Source organism: Paenibacillus yanchengensis (assembly GCF_042684845.1).
GTDB lineage: Bacteria > Bacillota > Bacilli > Paenibacillales > Paenibacillaceae > Pristimantibacillus > Pristimantibacillus yanchengensis.
The window spans coordinates 144,559-161,004 of sequence record NZ_JBHUMH010000007.1 but is presented as its reverse complement, the minus strand read 5'-3'; the positions used below and the strand labels follow the sequence as shown (position 1 = coordinate 161,004).

The window sequence follows — 16,446 nt, the reverse complement described above, 5'->3', positions numbered from 1 at the left end:
TTTAAACTTCATAGTAGAGCATCTCCTAAGATAGAATAGTGCCTTCGTCCGGCCTATCTCTATCCTACAGGGATGCTTCCTTATTTACAAAGTCCAAATTTAACGCTCTACAGGAATGCTGAGCGAATGGGATACGTCATAAAGGAGTGAAAAGAAGCAGTTGGAGCGTCCGGATGGCATAATTTTCAAGTTTTTTAACACACTATCTCAGTCACAGTTATTTAATAAAAAGTTTGAAAACAAACCAGCCCTTTAAAGAACTGATCATTTCCAAACTTATGTTCAAAACTTTATTTTCTAATCTAGAAAAGTCTGATCAAGTCTAAGATCACTTTTGATCCAATCGCTTTGGTCTTTCGCAAGTACTCGTCATTTGATAGTGTTTTCCTAAGTCTGAAGCATCATGGAAACCATGCATCGCTTCTAATACATGGTAAGCAAGCTCACCGTTTGCGCGATGTTGCCCTTGGTTTAAAATTGCTTTAGCCATATCGTTGACACCAATGCCACGCGCGTTTTCGGTATTACCGAACAGATGAGGTACTTCTTTAAATTCACTTGATCCGGCTCGATGCACACGAATATTACCACCAAATCCATTGGGATCGGGCACTAGCATTGTGCCTTGACTGCCGTACACTTCTATATTTGGCAATGACGTACCACCTTTTACATCGAAACTAGTCAATATCGTTCCAATCGCTCCAGAGGAGAACTGCATAATTCCTGCAATATGTGTAGGTACATCCACTTCAATTTGTTGACCGTATTTGGGCTGACTTGTAATCATTCTTTGGGGATAGGATATCGCTGTCGTACCAGTAATTTGCTTAATCGGTCCTAGCATTGCAATCAATGCTGTTAAGTAATATGGCCCCATGTCGAACATCGGTCCACCGCCTGCTTCATAATAAAACTCTGGTGTTGGATGCCATGACTCGTGACCACCACCAAGCATGAAAGCGGTTGCTCCAATCGGCTGTCCAATCCATCCATCTTCGATTAATTTAATACACGTTTGTATTCCACCACCTAAAAAAGTATCCGGAGCACCGCCAACATATAACCCTTTTTCCTTTGCTAGTTCCAATACTTGTTTCGCTTCTTCTCTCGTTACTGCAAATGGTTTTTCTACATAAACATGTTTGCCAGCAACTAATGCTTGCATATTAACCGCTGCATGCGCTTTAGGTATAGTTAAATTAATAATCAGTTCAATTTCTGAATCTTGCATCATTTCTTCAACACTACAACCACGTATGTTATATTGTTCTGCCTTCGCTCGCGCACGTGCAACATCCAAATCGGCACAAGCTACTACTTCTAACGAATCGAATTTGCTGCCGTTTTCAAAATAAATCCCACTAATATTTCCTGTACCAACTATTCCAGCTTTAACTTTGCTCATCCTATTCTCCCCCTGTTGGTTAACCTGTTTTATTAAAATTGATTATCTGCCATACCTGTATAAATAGATGCTTGGGGATTCGTTGCTGCTACTTGTTTCGCTACTGATTTACCTTCCGCACACCAGAGAAATCCTCGAAGCATTAATTGTCTAACAATAGCCATATCAATAATGTCAGCTTGATGACCTAACGAATTATAATATACTCTCCCTAATCCCCAGCGCTTTGTCCAAATGACTGGCATATCGACTGCTTTATTAAAGGCATGTGGTCCATCTGTAATCGGAAAGCGGGTAGTTGCCAACACTTCTACAGCTGGGTCAACGTGCAGATAATATTGTTCAGAAACTACTTTAAAATCAGGAATATCTGCTGTAAGTGGGGAAGAATTATTCGTGATGTTAACCGTATACTCTACCCCGTCATTTCCTGGATGAGCGACCCATTGCCCACCAGTCATAAATTGCCAATCGACATTTTCACGAAAAGCATCGCACAACCCTCCATGCGTACCCGCAAGCCCTACTCCACTTTGTACTGCTGCCGATACATTATCTACTAACTGTTCAATTTTTCCCATTGTCCATTGCGGAACAATCAAATCTAGACTTTTCAACTTTTCAGCATCTGCAAACGCTTCTAGCGTATTAGATACTTCTACCGAAAAGCCAGCTTCCGTTAATTGTTGTTCAAAAATAGCAGCGACCTGCTCCGGCTGATGCCCGTCCCAGCCACCCCAGACAATAAGCGCTTTTTTCATCTTAGTCTCTCTCCTTTTTCATCCGCCAACTCGCTAATACTAACCCAACGTCGTTCGGCAATCGATTTATCAACCGCTTCTAACACTTCTTGACACTTTACGCCATCTACAAAATTAGGTACTGGTTGGCGATCTTCAGAAATAGCTTACATAAACTCAACCATTTCATGGGTAAATGTATGTTCATATCCAATCGTATGTCCAGCGGGCCACCAAGCATCCATGTAAGCGTGAGCAGGATCTGTCGCCAGCACTCTTCTAAATCCTTGTACATCAGCTGCATCATCAGCAAAATACACTTCTAATTCATTCATTCGTTCAAAATCGAACTTGATGCTCCCTTTGCTACCGTTGATTTCGAAACTATTCGTACACCGGTGTCCACCTGCAAAACGAGTAGCTTCAAAGCTACCTAACGCACCATTTGCAAACCGAGCCATAAATAACGTTGCATCATCTACGTTCACTTCTCCCATAGGTCCATCACTGTTACCAGCCTGCCCACTCAATCCTGTCATCTCTGCTGCTATTGGACGTTGCTTGACAAACGTTTCACTCATCCCAATAACTTCGGCAATTTCACCAACTAAAAATCGAGCAGTATCAATAATATGTGCGCCCAAATCACCGTGCGAACCAGAACCAGCAATTTCTTTTTGCAACCGCCACACTAGTGGAAAATTCGGGTCCATAATCCAATCTTGCAGAAACCAGCCGCGAAAATGGTATATCTCTCCAAGTCTACCGTCTGATATTAACTTTTTGGCAAGTTGAATAGCAGGTGCAAACCGATAATTAAATCCGATCATATGCTTAATACCTGCTTGCTCTGCTGCCGTTAACATCTCACGTGCATCTTGCAGAGACAGCGCCAACGGTTTCTCACAAAAAATATGCTTTTTGTTAGCCGCTGCCGCCAGTGCTATTTCTTTATGCGCATCACTCGGCGCATTAATATCAATAACATCAACATCACTACGTTCCACTAATTTACGCCAGTCCGTTTCTACTTCCTGCCAACCAAACTGCACCTGCGCCTTCCTTACAGCTTCTTCGTTCCGTCCACAAATGACCGCCATCTCTGGTTTAACAACATCAGGAAAAAACATCGGTAACGCACGATAAGCATTACTGTGAGCCTTGCCCATAAACTTATATCCAACCATACCAATTCTAATTTTAGTCACCATTGATCTTTCCCTTCTCTAAAAAATTGTAAATTTGTAACGTTATTCTAATCACTAGTTTATGATGTTTCTCGTTTAATAAATGCTACCGGTAGCAACACTTTGTTCGCTGTCATCCGTTGCTGCTGCGCAGTCTTCTTATTCAAATCAGCTACTAATATTTCCATCGCCTGCTGCCCCATCTCATAAAACGGCACAGTCACCGTCGATAGGCTAGGTGTTACAATTTTCGCCCCATCAGAATTATCATATCCGACCAGCCCATAATCTCTACCTGCAACTAAACCGAATGGTACTAATCCATTCATTACCCCGATAGCCATCCGATCATTAGCAGCAAAGATTGCTGATATTTGATTATCCTTTATCCGTCTCGCTAACTCTGGAGCAAGCTGCAAACCGCTAGTTCGGCTATAGTTGCCACTAAAAACAAGCTCATTATCCACAGGCAACTTAGCATCAATTAATGCTTGCCGATACCCACGAAAACGATCATTACTATTCGAAAACTGAATCGGACCATTGATAAAAGCTATGCGTTGATGACCACCTGTAATCAGATGCTTCACCGCTTCATAACTTCCAGTAACATGATCAGCATCTACCGTATTGTAATTTTCCTCGCTATATTGTTGATTCACTAAACAGAAAGGAAATTTCTCTCGTTCGAGTTCTGCTAGCGCTATTCTTTCTTCTTCACTATCGCTTGATCCTAACATAATGCAAGCATCTATTTTCTGAGCACGAAACAAATGACTGTAGTTACGATTGCCCGCTGGATCACGAAAAATTAATAACAAATTATAACCGTGCTTTTGTGCCGCTTCACCAATTCCACTTAATATTTGCGAAAAATAAAATGTAGAAAACAACTGCACTTTCGGTACAAACGGTAAAATAACCCCAACGTTATCACTTTTCTTACGAGCAAACTGTTGCGCAAGCGCACTTGGAACATAACCAACCTCACTTGCTGCCTGAAGTACTTTGTCTCTTGTCTCTGGCTTAATTGGACCTACGTTATTTAACACTCTAGATACTGTCGCCTCGGAGACACCCGCGAGTCTGGCCACTTCCTTCCGACTAATCGCAAACACCCTCCCCTCGGTTTATGTACACGCGTACATTATGGCACGAAAAATAATAAGCGTCAAGTAAATATACACATTTACTTAACGCTTACCGACTAACCATTTATTATGGTGCCGTTTCAAGAAATTGATAATCAGGAAACTTCTCCATCGCCGTACGCATTGCATACTCGTTCTCAAACAAGACGACAAAATTACCTTTTTTATCTTTTACTAACGTCGTATTAATCCGAAACTTGGCAGGATCAATCTTATCTCCTGTAATCCAGCGAGCAAACTGATATGGCATTCGTTGCATCATCGTTTCGACACCGTACTCAGCACGCATCCGATATTCAAATACTTCAAACTGTAACTGACCTACTACTCCTAATATTAACTCATCAAAACCGGACGTTGTCGTAAAGACTTGAATCGTTCCTTCTTCTGTTAATTGATCGATTCCTTTTTGAAATTGTTTATATTTCAATGCATTTTTGATCGACACTTTACTAAATATTTCTGGAGAAAAAGTAGGCAACTCATTATAGACAAGATCTGCTGTTTGCGATAAAGAATCGCCAATTCTAAAAATACCTGGATCAAATAATCCAATAATATCGCCTGGATAAGCAACGTCTACAATATCACGATCTTGCGCCAAAAATTGCTGTGGTTGCGACAGCTTTATATCTTTTCCATTGCGCACATGCTTCACAGACATGCCACGCTCAAACTTGCCAGAACAAATACGCAAAAACGCAATTCGATCACGATGAGCCGGATTCATATTCGCTTGAATTTTAAATACATAACCACTAAACTTTTCGTTTTCTAATGGATCAATTATTCCTTGTGTACTATTGCGAGCAGATGGCTTCGGTGCTAACTGCAAAAAGTTATCCAAAAATGTTTGTACACCAAAATTGTTTACTGCACTTCCAAAAAAGATCGGCGTTAACTCACCAGCAAGTACTTTATCTAGATCAAATGGATCACCAGCAACATCAAGCAGTTCCAAGTCTTCCACCAACTGATCCGTCAGATGATCTCCTGCCATCTCTCTAATCGCTGGATCATTATAATCAGCAACTTTTTTCACTACTATTTTGGAATGATCATCACCTTGAAATAGCTCTACTTGTGATTTCATCCGATCATATACACCACACAAATCGTGTCCCATTCCAATTGGCCAGTTCATCGGCACTGACCGAATGCCTAGCACTTGCTCCAGCTCTTCCATCAACTCAAATGGATTTTTTCCTTCCCGATCCAACTTATTAATAAAAGTGAAAATCGGAATGCCCCGTTGACGACAAACTTGAAACAGTTTAATCGTTTGTACCTCGACCCCTTTGGCCACGTCAATTAACATTACTGCACTATCAGCTGCCGTTAAAGTACGGTACGTATCCTCACTAAAATCTTGGTGACCTGGTGTATCCAAAATATTAACACGATGACCAGCATAATCAAATTGCATGACGGAAGAAGTAACCGAGATACCCCGTTGCTTTTCTATTTCCATCCAATCAGATGTCGCATGACGATTAGCTTTACGTGCTTTAACTGAACCTGCCAATCTAATTGCACCACCGAACAATAACAACTTTTCCGTTAACGTTGTTTTACCAGCATCGGGGTGTGCAATAATCGCAAATGTCCGTCTTTTGTTTACTTCTTGCTTTAATTCTTTTATTAACGTTGAACTCATATATGCTTTCCTTTCCTATTAACAGAATGAAACAGCGGCATTATTGGCCGCTGTTCGTTACCCATATGACATTATCTTCCTCTTGCCCATTAACAGGCCACCAATGAAAACCATCATCTTTAAGCAATTGCTCCGCACGCTCTGGCCCCCAAGAACCTGCCGGATAATGCATCAAATCATGAGAGCTTTCTTGCCATGCTGAAGCAATCCGATCAACAAACTTCCATGCTTGAGCTACTTCATCCCATCTTGTAAAATAAGTAGCATCGCCTCGAGCCGCATCATAAATTAATCGCTCATAGGCTTCTGGTGTATTAAGACCAATTTGACAACTTTGACAAAACTCCATTGCCACTGGCTGAATAGCACTATCCGATCCAGGTGTTTTGGCATTCACTTTAATATAAATACCTTCAATTGGATTCACTCGGATGACTAACAAATTAGGTGCCAAATCTTGCTTTTTAGCAAATAGCACATTTTGTGGCATCGACTTAAATTCCACCACTACTTCCGTCGTTTTTACCGGCATCCGCTTTCCAGTTCGAATATAAAAAGGTACTCCTGCCCAACGGAAATTATCGACAAATACTTTTGCTGCAAAATATGTTTCTGTAATAGAATCAGGATTGACGGAAGGCTCTTCCCGATAACCAGGCAAACTCGTTTGCTCCACTTGACCTGCGGTGTACTGACCTCGCGTCACATGCTTCCGCACCTCTTCACTATTCTCATAGCTCCGCAACGAACGAAGTACTTTTACTTTCTCATCTCGAATGGCTTCTCCATGCAAGCGGCTTGGCGGCTCCATAGCAATCATCGTTAACATTTGTAACATATGATTTTGTCCCATATCTCTAAGCGCACCTGATTTATCATAGTATCCACCACGATCTTCTACTCCAACCGTCTCAGATAACGTAATTTGTACGTTAGCTATATGATCTTTATTCCACAGCGGCTCAAACAAAGCATTAGCAAAGCGAATCACTTGAATGTTTTGCACCATTTCTTTGCCAAGATAATGATCTATTCGATATATTTCCTCTTCTTTAAACACTTCATTCAATTGCTCATTTAATGCTTGCGCAGATTGCAAATCATATCCAAACGGCTTCTCGATAACGAGTCTATGCCAACCATCGGTATGGAGTAAACCACCGTCACGCAAGTTCAAAGATACAGAGCCGAATAACGATGGTGCTAACGCCAAATAAAACAGACGATTACCAGTAATATCAAAACGACTCTCCAAACTTTCTGCCAAACGATTCAACTCTTTAAAACCATCTAAATTATTTATATCAAGTGACATATATTCAAAGTGTTTGCTAAACGATTGAAACAGTTGTTCATCATCCACTTTATAGCGACAAAATTCACTTATCGATTGATATAAATCATTACGAAACTGCTCATTTGTGCGCGGACGACGTGCTAATCCAATAACTGCAAAGTTTTCAGACAACTTGCCTTCCTTATATAAACTAAACAGAGCTGGAAACAGCTTCCGCCTCGCTAAATCTCCTGTTGCACCAAACAAAAAATAAACTGCCCCTTCTGCTTGAACAGAAGGATTTATTGCATTATGGTAGGTCATATGCCTCATTCTCTCTTATAAATTTTAATCGTAACCACATGATATGTAGTTTAGCATATCCTACCGCTTTACGCCATTAATCAACAAAGAAAAATAGTGCATTTGGTTTAAAACTCACCGCTAATTGCTGGCACACCAATCGTAAGTCTGGCATGTCGTAAGGCTGGATCAGAAAAGAGTGCAAACTGTATATTTGCTTTACTACCATCCGACATAAATAAGTAATTTTTAATTAACGGTGTATAGTAAAGCCCACTCGCTAATTGCTCATCATCGTAGTTGTCATTGCCTACTACTTCTATCGCTTGAGCTTCTCTCGTTAATTGTGCCAATGATTGATCTACAGCTGTTGCTAATTGCACCTTAATACTATACTTCGTCTCTGTCGAAATGTCTGTAATTAACTGGGTAATTTTCTTCACTGCTTTAACTACTTGTTGTTTCGTTATCGCTTCATCTTCCTGCCATTCATTCGTTGACCAAATAACAGCCATATTATGATGGCGTTCTTCTGACGCAATAGCATCTATATCCACCTGTTCATCTGTCATTTGATGAATAGAAATTTGACCAAGATCTCGCACTTGAGCCGTAATTGTTCGTCCATTGTTTGTCATTCGTTTAGCAACTTTTCTGTATGGACTATCTACGAACAACTTTTCTACTAATATATCTTTCGCTTGCAAATTTGGTGAGTAAAACTGCCAACGTATTTCCCATACTTCTCGTTCGTTTGTAGCGGAGCTTTGCCAATCTTGTTTCATACTCCACAACTGCTCCACATCATATTGCAGCAATTGCGTCACACTTTCTGTGGAGCTTACCTGTTCCCCTTGCAACCAAGCTGTTGACATAAGTAAAACTAGTAGCAAAACCAAAAAGCGCAGCTTTACTTTTCTGCGCGGCTTATGTGAGCCAGACGTTGATGTACGATTAGTTTGATTCACTTGTTTCGTTTGTTTTATCTGCGTTCGTTTGTTTCCTTGCTTTAATAGTTCTTCACTACTGCTAGATTTACAATAAATTTGTACAGATGACATGAGCATAATTCCCTCCTCACAGCTTTGGAGCTTCATTATGCCCGATATTAAATTTTCTGACTAGTCATTAGTGAAAACTTCTAATAAACAGTGAAAACTTCTCTTTTTCCTACGTAATGAATGGTAATTCGACTAGCTCTTTCGTGACAAAAAACAGTGTCTCTTCTACATGAAATGATCTTTACAGAAAGCCTCATACAATATGAATGAATAGCCGACACCATTGTCTGAACTTGACAATTATTCTGCAATACCTTGTTTATGTGCATATATTGCTGCTTGAGTCCGATCATCAACGTGCAGCTTATTAAATATATTCGTAATATGAAACTTGACCGTCTTCACACCTATAAACAAATCATCCGCAATTTCTTGATTGGACATTCCTTTAGCTAAACGCTTTAATACGTCCATTTCTCTTTCCGTTAAATCATCATGCAACTGCACTTGTTTGCTTTCTTTCGGCTGACGTATCCGGTTCATCATTTTTGCCGCTACTTGCGATTCCAATACTGATTGCCCTCTAGCAGCAGCACGAATGGCATCAGCTATTTCTGTTGCTCTTGAAGTCTTTAACAAATAACTGATTGCGCCCGCTTCGATAACAGGATATAACTTACTATCATCGATATAACTGGTTAGTACGATAACTTTGCAATCAGGCATTTGCTCCAGTAGCTTTGCCGTCGTTTCTACGCCATCCATTCCATCCATTACCAAATCCATCAATACAACATCCGGCTGATACGCCAAAGCTAAACGGATACCATCCGCACCGTTACTCGCTTCACCAACAACTTCAATCCCATCTTCCGTATCTAATACAGCGGCAAGCCCTATTCTAACCATTTCATGATCATCGACTAGTAAAACCTTTATAGCTTCATTACTCGGCATACTATTATCCATCTCCCCTTTGACCGCCTTCCTATTCTACTTGCCCAACACTAACCAATGGCACAGATAAATAAATCGTCGTTCCTTCATTAGGTTCTGACATAATAACAAGTGTCCCACCAAGTTCGTTTATTCTTTCTTCCATCGTCAATAACCCATATGAAGTTTGCTTTTTCGTATCAACATCAAAGCCTATCCCATTGTCTTGTATCGTCAAATGTACTTTATTATCATAACCTAACAATTTGATGATCATTTGATCTGCTTTAGAATGACGCAGTGTATTGGACAACGCTTCTTGCGCAATTCGAAACAAATGATCTTCTACTTCCACTAATAACGATAAATTTTCATCTACCTCAAGTATAATGTTCATCGGAATTTTTTGTTTTAACTCCTCCACCAATAGGTGTAACGCTTGACCCAAATTTTTCCCATCCAAATGCACTGGTCGCAAATGTAGTAATAACGCTCGCATCTCTGACTGAGCTACCGCAGCCATTTCTTCAATTAATTGTACTTGTCGTTTCGCTCTTTCCCAATCTTTTTCTATTGTACGACTTACTGCTGTAGCTGTCATCGATATAGCAAACAATTGTTGGCTAACTGCATCATGTAGTTCACGTGCCAAACGTTGTCTCTCTTCGATTACTGCAGTAAATTTCACTTGTTCTTTCCACAAAGTTTCCGCCGCTTGCTCTTCCAAGTCCAGTCCAGAATCTTCATCCGGCCCAGGCAACGTCACGTTCGTCGAACGTCTTTTCTGTTGATCCATTAACTTTTTCAGCGCTGCTTTTAAACGTAAATTGCGAAAATAACTAAAGATCGTCGCACCTGCAAGCCCTACACCGGCTGCTATTAAACTAAAGATTGGCCATTTCCCTTGTAACGTAGCTACTTTTATAATACCGGTTGCTTGTAACACAATAAGTGCTAATCCAACAATGATTAATAACCATAGTATCGTTTCTTTATATTTTCGTTTATGTTCTATCTTCGCATGGTTATCCTGCCCCGTATTGTTCGTTTGTTGCTTGGATGCCATTAGATTTCGCCCTCTCTATGGTCATGTTTCTGATCGCTATATCAACATAACAAAATATACCAAATTATATGTAATAACTATAACACATAGGAAGTAGCAGATGACATTTGCCACCTGCTACTGCATACTATCCTTCTATTCTGTTAGTTGTTTGTTTCGTCTGTAGCTTCATCAGCCTCAGCATTAGGTGACACAGGTGAAGTTGTAGGACCATTCACTTTTGATTTCAAAGCTTCTAGCTGCGCATCTACTTTCATTTGTCTTTCCAGTTCAGCACTACTTACTACATTCGTTGTAGAGGTAGATTGGAAGGAGTATGGTGTACGGAATACATCTGCTTCAGCTTCCATTTGCATAATTTTTTCTTCCATGCGGTGGAAACCGCGTGATGCATTGCCACTATCAATGCTGTGGTTACTTGTAAGCTGTGCCATTTGTTTTTGAGCCTTAGCTATTTGAGCACGAGATGAAAGCTCATTGCGTTTGTTACGCATTTTGTAAAACTCTTCTTTCATTTGATGCAATTGTTGCATTAACTCATCTGCTTGCACTTTCGTTTGTGTATGCAAATCCATATATTCTGTCGCTTTTTGATCGAAGTACAGTTTTTCTTCCAATAGTTGTCTTGCTAATTCTTCTTGACCAGCTCTTATCGCTGCTTCTGCTTTCGACTCACGCTCTGCAACTCCACGAACCGCTTCATCTAGTCGATGTTTCATCCGACGTTCATTTGCCATTTGTTTGGCAACAGTCACTTCTGCTTGATGAATTTCTATTTCCATATCACGCAAGTATTGATTCAACATTGCAATTGGATCCTCAATTTTGTCTAATACCTCATTTACCGACGCTTTTGTCATATCTTTTACTCGTTTAAAAATTCCCATTATTATTATCTCCCTTCTTGGACTCTTCTAATTTGGATTTTAATTCCTCGATCTCACGTCTAAGTGCTTTTTTCTCTAAATCATCCATCATACTATCAAATTGTTGCTCATTCTGTTGATTATATTGTCTCGGTGGATCATTCCATGTAGGACCATGTCTTTGATTATTATGGTTCGGTCCGTAATATTGCTGACCATGACCTCCTCCTGGAGGGGGACCATACTGTGAACCGTTATAATAATTGCCATGACCATACTGACTATTATCATGAGGCTCTTTCGGCACGACCATAGCAGCGACGATGTAGATAAATACGACTATCCCACTTGAAAATATAGAGGCAACAATTAACAATATTCGGATTAGAGTAGCATCTACATTCATATATTCGCTTAGTCCACCGCACAACCCAGTTAACTTGCTATCCCTTCTTGAACGGTATAGTTTTTTCAATGCGATCAACCTTCCTTCTCCAGTTTACGCTTTAATTCCGCCATTTCTCGCTCAATGATCGAGTTCATTCTCTCGCTTTTGCCAGGGCTGCTGTCCGAGTAAGATGCTTGCGATCCTTGACGTAATTCACGTAAACTTCTAGCTTCATACTCCATATCGGTAATTTGATCTTCCATTCGACGGAACATGCTTCCTGGCTGCGGCTGATTCACTTGAGCACCATAGCGATGATTAAATCGTTGTTGTAATCGAAGTGACTCCATTCGTGCCACGTAATATTCTCGCTTATCATAAACCATTTGATATTCGGTACGCAATTGACGTAGTTGTTCTTCTAGGTCTAACATTTGCTCTCTACTTTGCTCATATAAACCTTTGTATTGCTGCGCTCGTTCTTCTACAATTGTTTTTTCTTCCAACGCTATACGAGCTAGTTGTTCTTCTCCTGCTTTCAGAGCTGTAAGGGCTTGTTGTTCCCGGCGTTGCTTTTGTTGATCTGCTTGCAGCCACTGAGCTTTCAAATGATTATGATGAGCTGCATATTGCTGGTATAACTTTTCTGCTTGTATAATTTCATCTCGTGTAGACCACAAAAATTGATCAATTAATTTAATCGGGTCTTCTGCTTTTTCCAAACGATCGTTTAGTGTAGCTACTGTTATATCTCTCACTCGTCTTACAATGCTCATATCGACATCCTCCTATTAAAATTGTCTGCTGTTATTTTTTATTAGAGCAACACCACCAGCTACTAAGCCGATAGCAAGTATCCATATAAAGATAACACTCAATTTACCTAACAACATAATTGCACCTATTCCAATAAGTATACTGCCAAGTACTTTTCTTTTGTAGGAGAGACTTAGCACTCCTAGACCAATAAGTATGAATGGCAACAGTAAGCCAATAATAAAGCTAAATTTAATACCGAGCAAATGAAGTACTGCCAACCCTCCAATTGCGATCAACATAATTCCAATCGAACTTTTTCCGTTCATTTGTTTCTTCGTCTCCTCTCTCCATCGAACTGGGTTTCATCTATTATTATGTGTAACAGTTCGCTTGTCTTTGCTTATGTACTAAGTATAGATTTTTTTCATGTTTTTCAAAACGGACTTACGGCGGTTTTTGCACTGGACTTAAGTCGAGTCTGAGTACTGGTCTACGGACTACATAGCGGATAATTAACAAGAGAGTGAAGTTAATCTCGATAGATTAACTTCACTCTCTGTATCAGTTTCATTAGTTTTTAGTTAGTCTGTCGTTACTAAACGATCAGCAATCATTTGTAATAGAGCAAGCACATCAGCCGTATCAACTTTTTGATCGTTATTCACATCAGCTATCTTTTGTTTGTTTTGTAGTTGTTCTGGATTATCGGAAACAAGCATCTTCAATAACAAGCGAGCATCCACTATATTGATCAGCCCATTACTATCTATATCGCCAACTAAACCGGTTATAAATGTAATCTTTCCATCCTTCACTACAACATTTAGTTCTACACTATTGCCATCATTTAAGTCTTGTACACCTTTCACTTTCGTAAGTGTCAATGCTGTTGAAATAACATCTTCTGGAATATCCGCTTTAGCCTTAAACGTTACCGTACCAATAACCGATTTTTCTGGAGCAATCGTCTGATTCGTTAGACCAGCAAAACTAATTTTCCCAGCAGTGCTACTATTGATCACACTTTTCTCATTAAATTGTTTCAATTCAAATTTTTCAAATGTTAACAACTGCTCATCGTATTGCAGGACACCTTCAAGCCCCTTCAGTTGCTGACCACCAGTAATAGTCAAAGGAACTTCTACTTCTTTCCCCGCTACTACCGATTTATCCTCGACTTGTAATACCGGCTCTGTCGTTGGAGTTGTTGTATCAGGGTAAATGTTCATCTCCGCTGTATATTGATTTTTTGCTCGATGCAATTTATCTTTTGTTACGGAGTACCAATTGACATCTACATCATTGCTACCTTTTTTGAATGTCATTAACATCATCATACCCAGATCGTGCTGCATAAACTGTGCATCAACAAGCACTTGCTTCACTTTATTACCATGAACTCCTACATCTTCTCGCTTAGCCAGATCAGGATAACCAATATGACCAGACACAACTAGTACTACATTTTCATGCAAACTCGCTAGCTCGTTCCAGACATCATCGCCATTATTACCATCTGCCAAATATCTAGAAGGATAATCCATATGCTTCGTCGAAATTTGCTCTCCAGTATGATACATATAAGAGTGAGTCGTAATAATGACTCGTTTATCTGGATGAGCTTTAATAACATCGTTTGCCCATTTTAACACATCATCATTTGGTGCAAATTCCATAGCTACTACTAAATACTCAACATCCTCGACTTTAAATGTATGATACGTATTGTCCATTTTCCCCTCAACATATGCTCCACCAAAACCTGCTTGTTTAGAATACTTCTCATAAGGGAAATATTTATTATACTTTGTTGTATTACGATTTAGTCCACTCCAGCTCATATCATGATTCCCTGGTAAAAATACGTAAGGAAGTGTGCCATCTAATATAGTCATACCTTCTTGCGCTGTTTTCCACTGTACATCACTGTTAGGATTGTTTACCAAATCTCCAACTTGAATAGCGAATTGAATATTGTGTTTTTCTTTGTTATCTTTTATCCACTGCATACTTTGTTTAAACTCTGTAGGCTTATACTCTACAATATTTTGCGTATCTGGAATGACCACGATGGAATAATCACCTTCCGCAAATTGTGGTGCAAGCCAGTTCGTATCTTCATCATCGTAAATTAATGCATCATTTTGTTGAGTAGAGTGATCAGCGTAAACACCATCTTGTTGTTGATCCAATTTCCAATTGACCATTAAAGATTGCTCATCACCATTGACATATTGATCAAAATTCGCTTTAATTTGGTCAGCTGAACGTACTTCCGACCAGATTCGCACATCCGCTAGTTCTCCATTAAAATTACGAGTAGGAGTATTCGTATTTTTGTAACCACGATAATCAGAACCAATTTTCATCTCACGCGCTGTTCTATCCGTTGGGATAGCAACATTGGTATTGCTTTCGTGTACTTGCTCTCCATTAATATATGTTGTCGCTTTATTGTTTGTAGCATCCAATGTAATCGCCACATGCACCCAGTCACCAATTTTCACGTTAACATTATTAGCTGTATATTCTAGTGCAGACCCTAGCCCTGATTTCCAATAGATACGTGGGTTTCCTAGAGCATTTATTTCAAAATTAAAACGAGATATATCATGATAGTAGTTATCAAAATAATTTCCAACAATCGTTCCCGCTTGTGCAAAATCCTGTGGATTTTTACCAACTTTCACCCAAGCTTCTACTGTACGAGGTGCGTCAGCAATTCGTTCTTTTGCAGCTATTTCGAGCTGACCATCGGCAAAGTTAGTTCCACTCCCCGTAAAAGCACTAACGTAGTCTTCAGGAAATAAATTAGATGCATCCACCGGAAAGTTCTGTGCTGTCAGCTGATTTTGTCCCTTTATATCTGCAATAACATTCGTCGTTTTTAGAGCGTCTGGAGAAAATGTCCACGCATGCTTCAAACTCGCTTCTCTACCATCAATCGGCGTATGCAGTTGTTCTTCTGTTAATGTCTCGTTCCACAAGCGTAGTTCCTGCAATTCCCCGCCCATATACATCGACGACCTTGTGTCCGTACCGATTCTGTGTAAGTTTTTCATTTCTACTTGTGGAGAAATATTACGGTTTGTAAATTCCGCTATCATCGTGCCATCTTGCCACATTTTTACTGTTTTAGCAGCAACGTCTCTTGTAATGGCAAGCTTCGTCCATTCCCCAGTCGTTATTTGCTTTCCACTCGTTTTCAAATCAATGGCAGGTCCATTATTTGTTTCGTAATAACGCAACTGATTGTCCGCTGTAATTTCGATGGAAAAAGAAGTAGTAGCATTATTGCCAAAATTTCCAAACAGAACTTGCCTTACTCCTGGATCTTTATTAAGCTTTACTGTCATTTCTACCGTATTAGGAATATTATCAAGCATTTTTTCTAACTGCATATAACTTTCATAAACAGGTGTAAAAAGCAAACCTTTTGTTTCATTCGATTCATTTGTTACTTCTGCTGCCGCAACCATACTTGGTAACATTAACAACATCGATAGTGTAAGCAATAATAACGTTTTAAATTTTTTCATTATTCGCTCTCCTCAACTTTGCTAAAATGATATTTTCATTCAAAGTATAGAAAAGAAAGAATAAACAAGCAATACAACTTGCGCATATTTACAATACATTTAAACCAATACAGCACAATGGATGCAAAAGAAGCAAAATCTATTATACGATACTTATCCAAGAATTTAT

The 16,446-nt window shown here is 39.6% G+C and carries 13 protein-coding genes and 1 pseudogene; all 14 read right to left on the bottom strand.

Translation table 11 applies throughout. The annotated features are described in order from the left end of the window. Positions 1-328: 328 nt before the first annotated feature. The 14 genes and pseudogenes from ACFSTH_RS01935 to ACFSTH_RS01870 all read right to left on the bottom strand — a co-directional run bounded on the left by ACFSTH_RS01935 (position 329) and on the right by ACFSTH_RS01870 (position 16,277). The gene (locus tag ACFSTH_RS01935) at positions 329-1,408 is read right to left on the bottom strand and encodes a Gfo/Idh/MocA family protein (protein ID WP_377775751.1); all 1,080 of its coding nucleotides are present in this window, start codon (positions 1,406-1,408) and stop codon (positions 329-331) included. A 32-nt stretch (positions 1,409-1,440) separates the two neighbouring features. Then, the gene (locus ACFSTH_RS01930) at positions 1,441-2,169 is read right to left on the bottom strand and encodes a ThuA domain-containing protein (protein ID WP_377775749.1); all 729 of its coding nucleotides are present in this window, start codon (positions 2,167-2,169) and stop codon (positions 1,441-1,443) included. After that, positions 2,166-3,359 (bottom strand): annotated as a pseudogene (locus tag ACFSTH_RS01925) (Gfo/Idh/MocA family protein). The gene ACFSTH_RS01930 and the pseudogene ACFSTH_RS01925 overlap by 4 nt, the downstream one beginning before the upstream one ends. Before the next feature lie 56 nt (positions 3,360-3,415). Further along, on the bottom strand, positions 3,416-4,453 hold the full coding sequence (locus ACFSTH_RS01920; protein ID WP_377775747.1) for a LacI family DNA-binding transcriptional regulator: 1,038 nt from the start codon (positions 4,451-4,453) through the stop codon (positions 3,416-3,418). A 100-nt stretch (positions 4,454-4,553) separates the two neighbouring features. Next, entirely contained in the window at positions 4,554-6,143 is a 1,590-nt protein-coding gene (locus tag ACFSTH_RS01915; protein WP_377775745.1) for a peptide chain release factor 3, read from the bottom strand. Positions 6,144-6,183: 40 nt separating this feature from the next. Beyond that, positions 6,184-7,743, bottom strand: a complete 1,560-nt coding sequence (gene zwf / locus ACFSTH_RS01910; protein ID WP_377775743.1) for a glucose-6-phosphate dehydrogenase — start codon at positions 7,741-7,743, stop codon at positions 6,184-6,186. Between the two features lie 107 nt (positions 7,744-7,850). Further along, the gene (locus tag ACFSTH_RS01905) at positions 7,851-8,783 is read right to left on the bottom strand and encodes a YwmB family TATA-box binding protein (protein ID WP_377775741.1); all 933 of its coding nucleotides are present in this window, start codon (positions 8,781-8,783) and stop codon (positions 7,851-7,853) included. A gap of 240 nt (positions 8,784-9,023) precedes the next feature. Beyond that, a complete protein-coding gene (locus ACFSTH_RS01900; RefSeq protein ID WP_377775739.1) occupies positions 9,024-9,692 on the bottom strand; it encodes a response regulator in 669 nt (222 codons plus the stop codon). A 19-nt stretch (positions 9,693-9,711) separates the two neighbouring features. After that, positions 9,712-10,725 (bottom strand): sensor histidine kinase, encoded by a 1,014-nt coding sequence (locus tag ACFSTH_RS01895; protein ID WP_377775737.1) that lies wholly within the window; start codon positions 10,723-10,725, stop codon positions 9,712-9,714. A gap of 143 nt (positions 10,726-10,868) precedes the next feature. Continuing rightward, positions 10,869-11,612, bottom strand: a complete 744-nt coding sequence (locus ACFSTH_RS01890) for a PspA/IM30 family protein (protein WP_377775735.1) — start codon at positions 11,610-11,612, stop codon at positions 10,869-10,871. Then, on the bottom strand, positions 11,599-12,075 hold the full coding sequence (locus tag ACFSTH_RS01885) for a PspC domain-containing protein (RefSeq protein WP_377775733.1): 477 nt from the start codon (positions 12,073-12,075) through the stop codon (positions 11,599-11,601). The genes ACFSTH_RS01890 and ACFSTH_RS01885 overlap by 14 nt, the downstream gene beginning before the upstream one ends. Then, a complete protein-coding gene (locus tag ACFSTH_RS01880; protein ID WP_377775731.1) occupies positions 12,072-12,755 on the bottom strand; it encodes a PspA/IM30 family protein in 684 nt (227 codons plus the stop codon). Before ACFSTH_RS01880 ends, ACFSTH_RS01885 begins: the two co-directional genes overlap by 4 nt. A gap of 15 nt (positions 12,756-12,770) precedes the next feature. Beyond that, entirely contained in the window at positions 12,771-13,064 is a 294-nt protein-coding gene (locus ACFSTH_RS01875; RefSeq protein WP_377775729.1) for a LiaF transmembrane domain-containing protein, read from the bottom strand. 255 nt (positions 13,065-13,319) lie between these two features. Then, positions 13,320-16,277, bottom strand: coding sequence for a LamG-like jellyroll fold domain-containing protein (locus ACFSTH_RS01870; RefSeq protein WP_377775727.1), 2,958 nt, complete (start codon positions 16,275-16,277; stop codon positions 13,320-13,322). Positions 16,278-16,446: the final 169 nt, after the last annotated feature.

Coding starts and splice junctions, on each gene's coding strand:
- ACFSTH_RS01890 (WP_377775735.1), bottom strand. CDS start 11,612: ATGGGAATTTTTAAACGAGTAAAAGATATGACAAAAGCGTCGGTAAAT.
- zwf (WP_377775743.1), bottom strand. CDS start 7,743: ATGACCTACCATAATGCAATAAATCCTTCTGTTCAAGCAGAAGGGGCA.
- ACFSTH_RS01915 (WP_377775745.1), bottom strand. CDS start 6,143: ATGAGTTCAACGTTAATAAAAGAATTAAAGCAAGAAGTAAACAAAAGA.
- ACFSTH_RS01895 (WP_377775737.1), bottom strand. CDS start 10,725: ATGGCATCCAAGCAACAAACGAACAATACGGGGCAGGATAACCATGCG.
- ACFSTH_RS01935 (WP_377775751.1), bottom strand. CDS start 1,408: ATGAGCAAAGTTAAAGCTGGAATAGTTGGTACAGGAAATATTAGTGGG.
- ACFSTH_RS01875 (WP_377775729.1), bottom strand. CDS start 13,064: ATGAACGGAAAAAGTTCGATTGGAATTATGTTGATCGCAATTGGAGGG.
- ACFSTH_RS01900 (WP_377775739.1), bottom strand. CDS start 9,692: ATGGATAATAGTATGCCGAGTAATGAAGCTATAAAGGTTTTACTAGTC.
- ACFSTH_RS01870 (WP_377775727.1), bottom strand. CDS start 16,277: ATGAAAAAATTTAAAACGTTATTATTGCTTACACTATCGATGTTGTTA.
- ACFSTH_RS01905 (WP_377775741.1), bottom strand. CDS start 8,783: ATGTCATCTGTACAAATTTATTGTAAATCTAGCAGTAGTGAAGAACTA.
- ACFSTH_RS01880 (WP_377775731.1), bottom strand. CDS start 12,755: ATGAGCATTGTAAGACGAGTGAGAGATATAACAGTAGCTACACTAAAC.
- ACFSTH_RS01930 (WP_377775749.1), bottom strand. CDS start 2,169: ATGAAAAAAGCGCTTATTGTCTGGGGTGGCTGGGACGGGCATCAGCCG.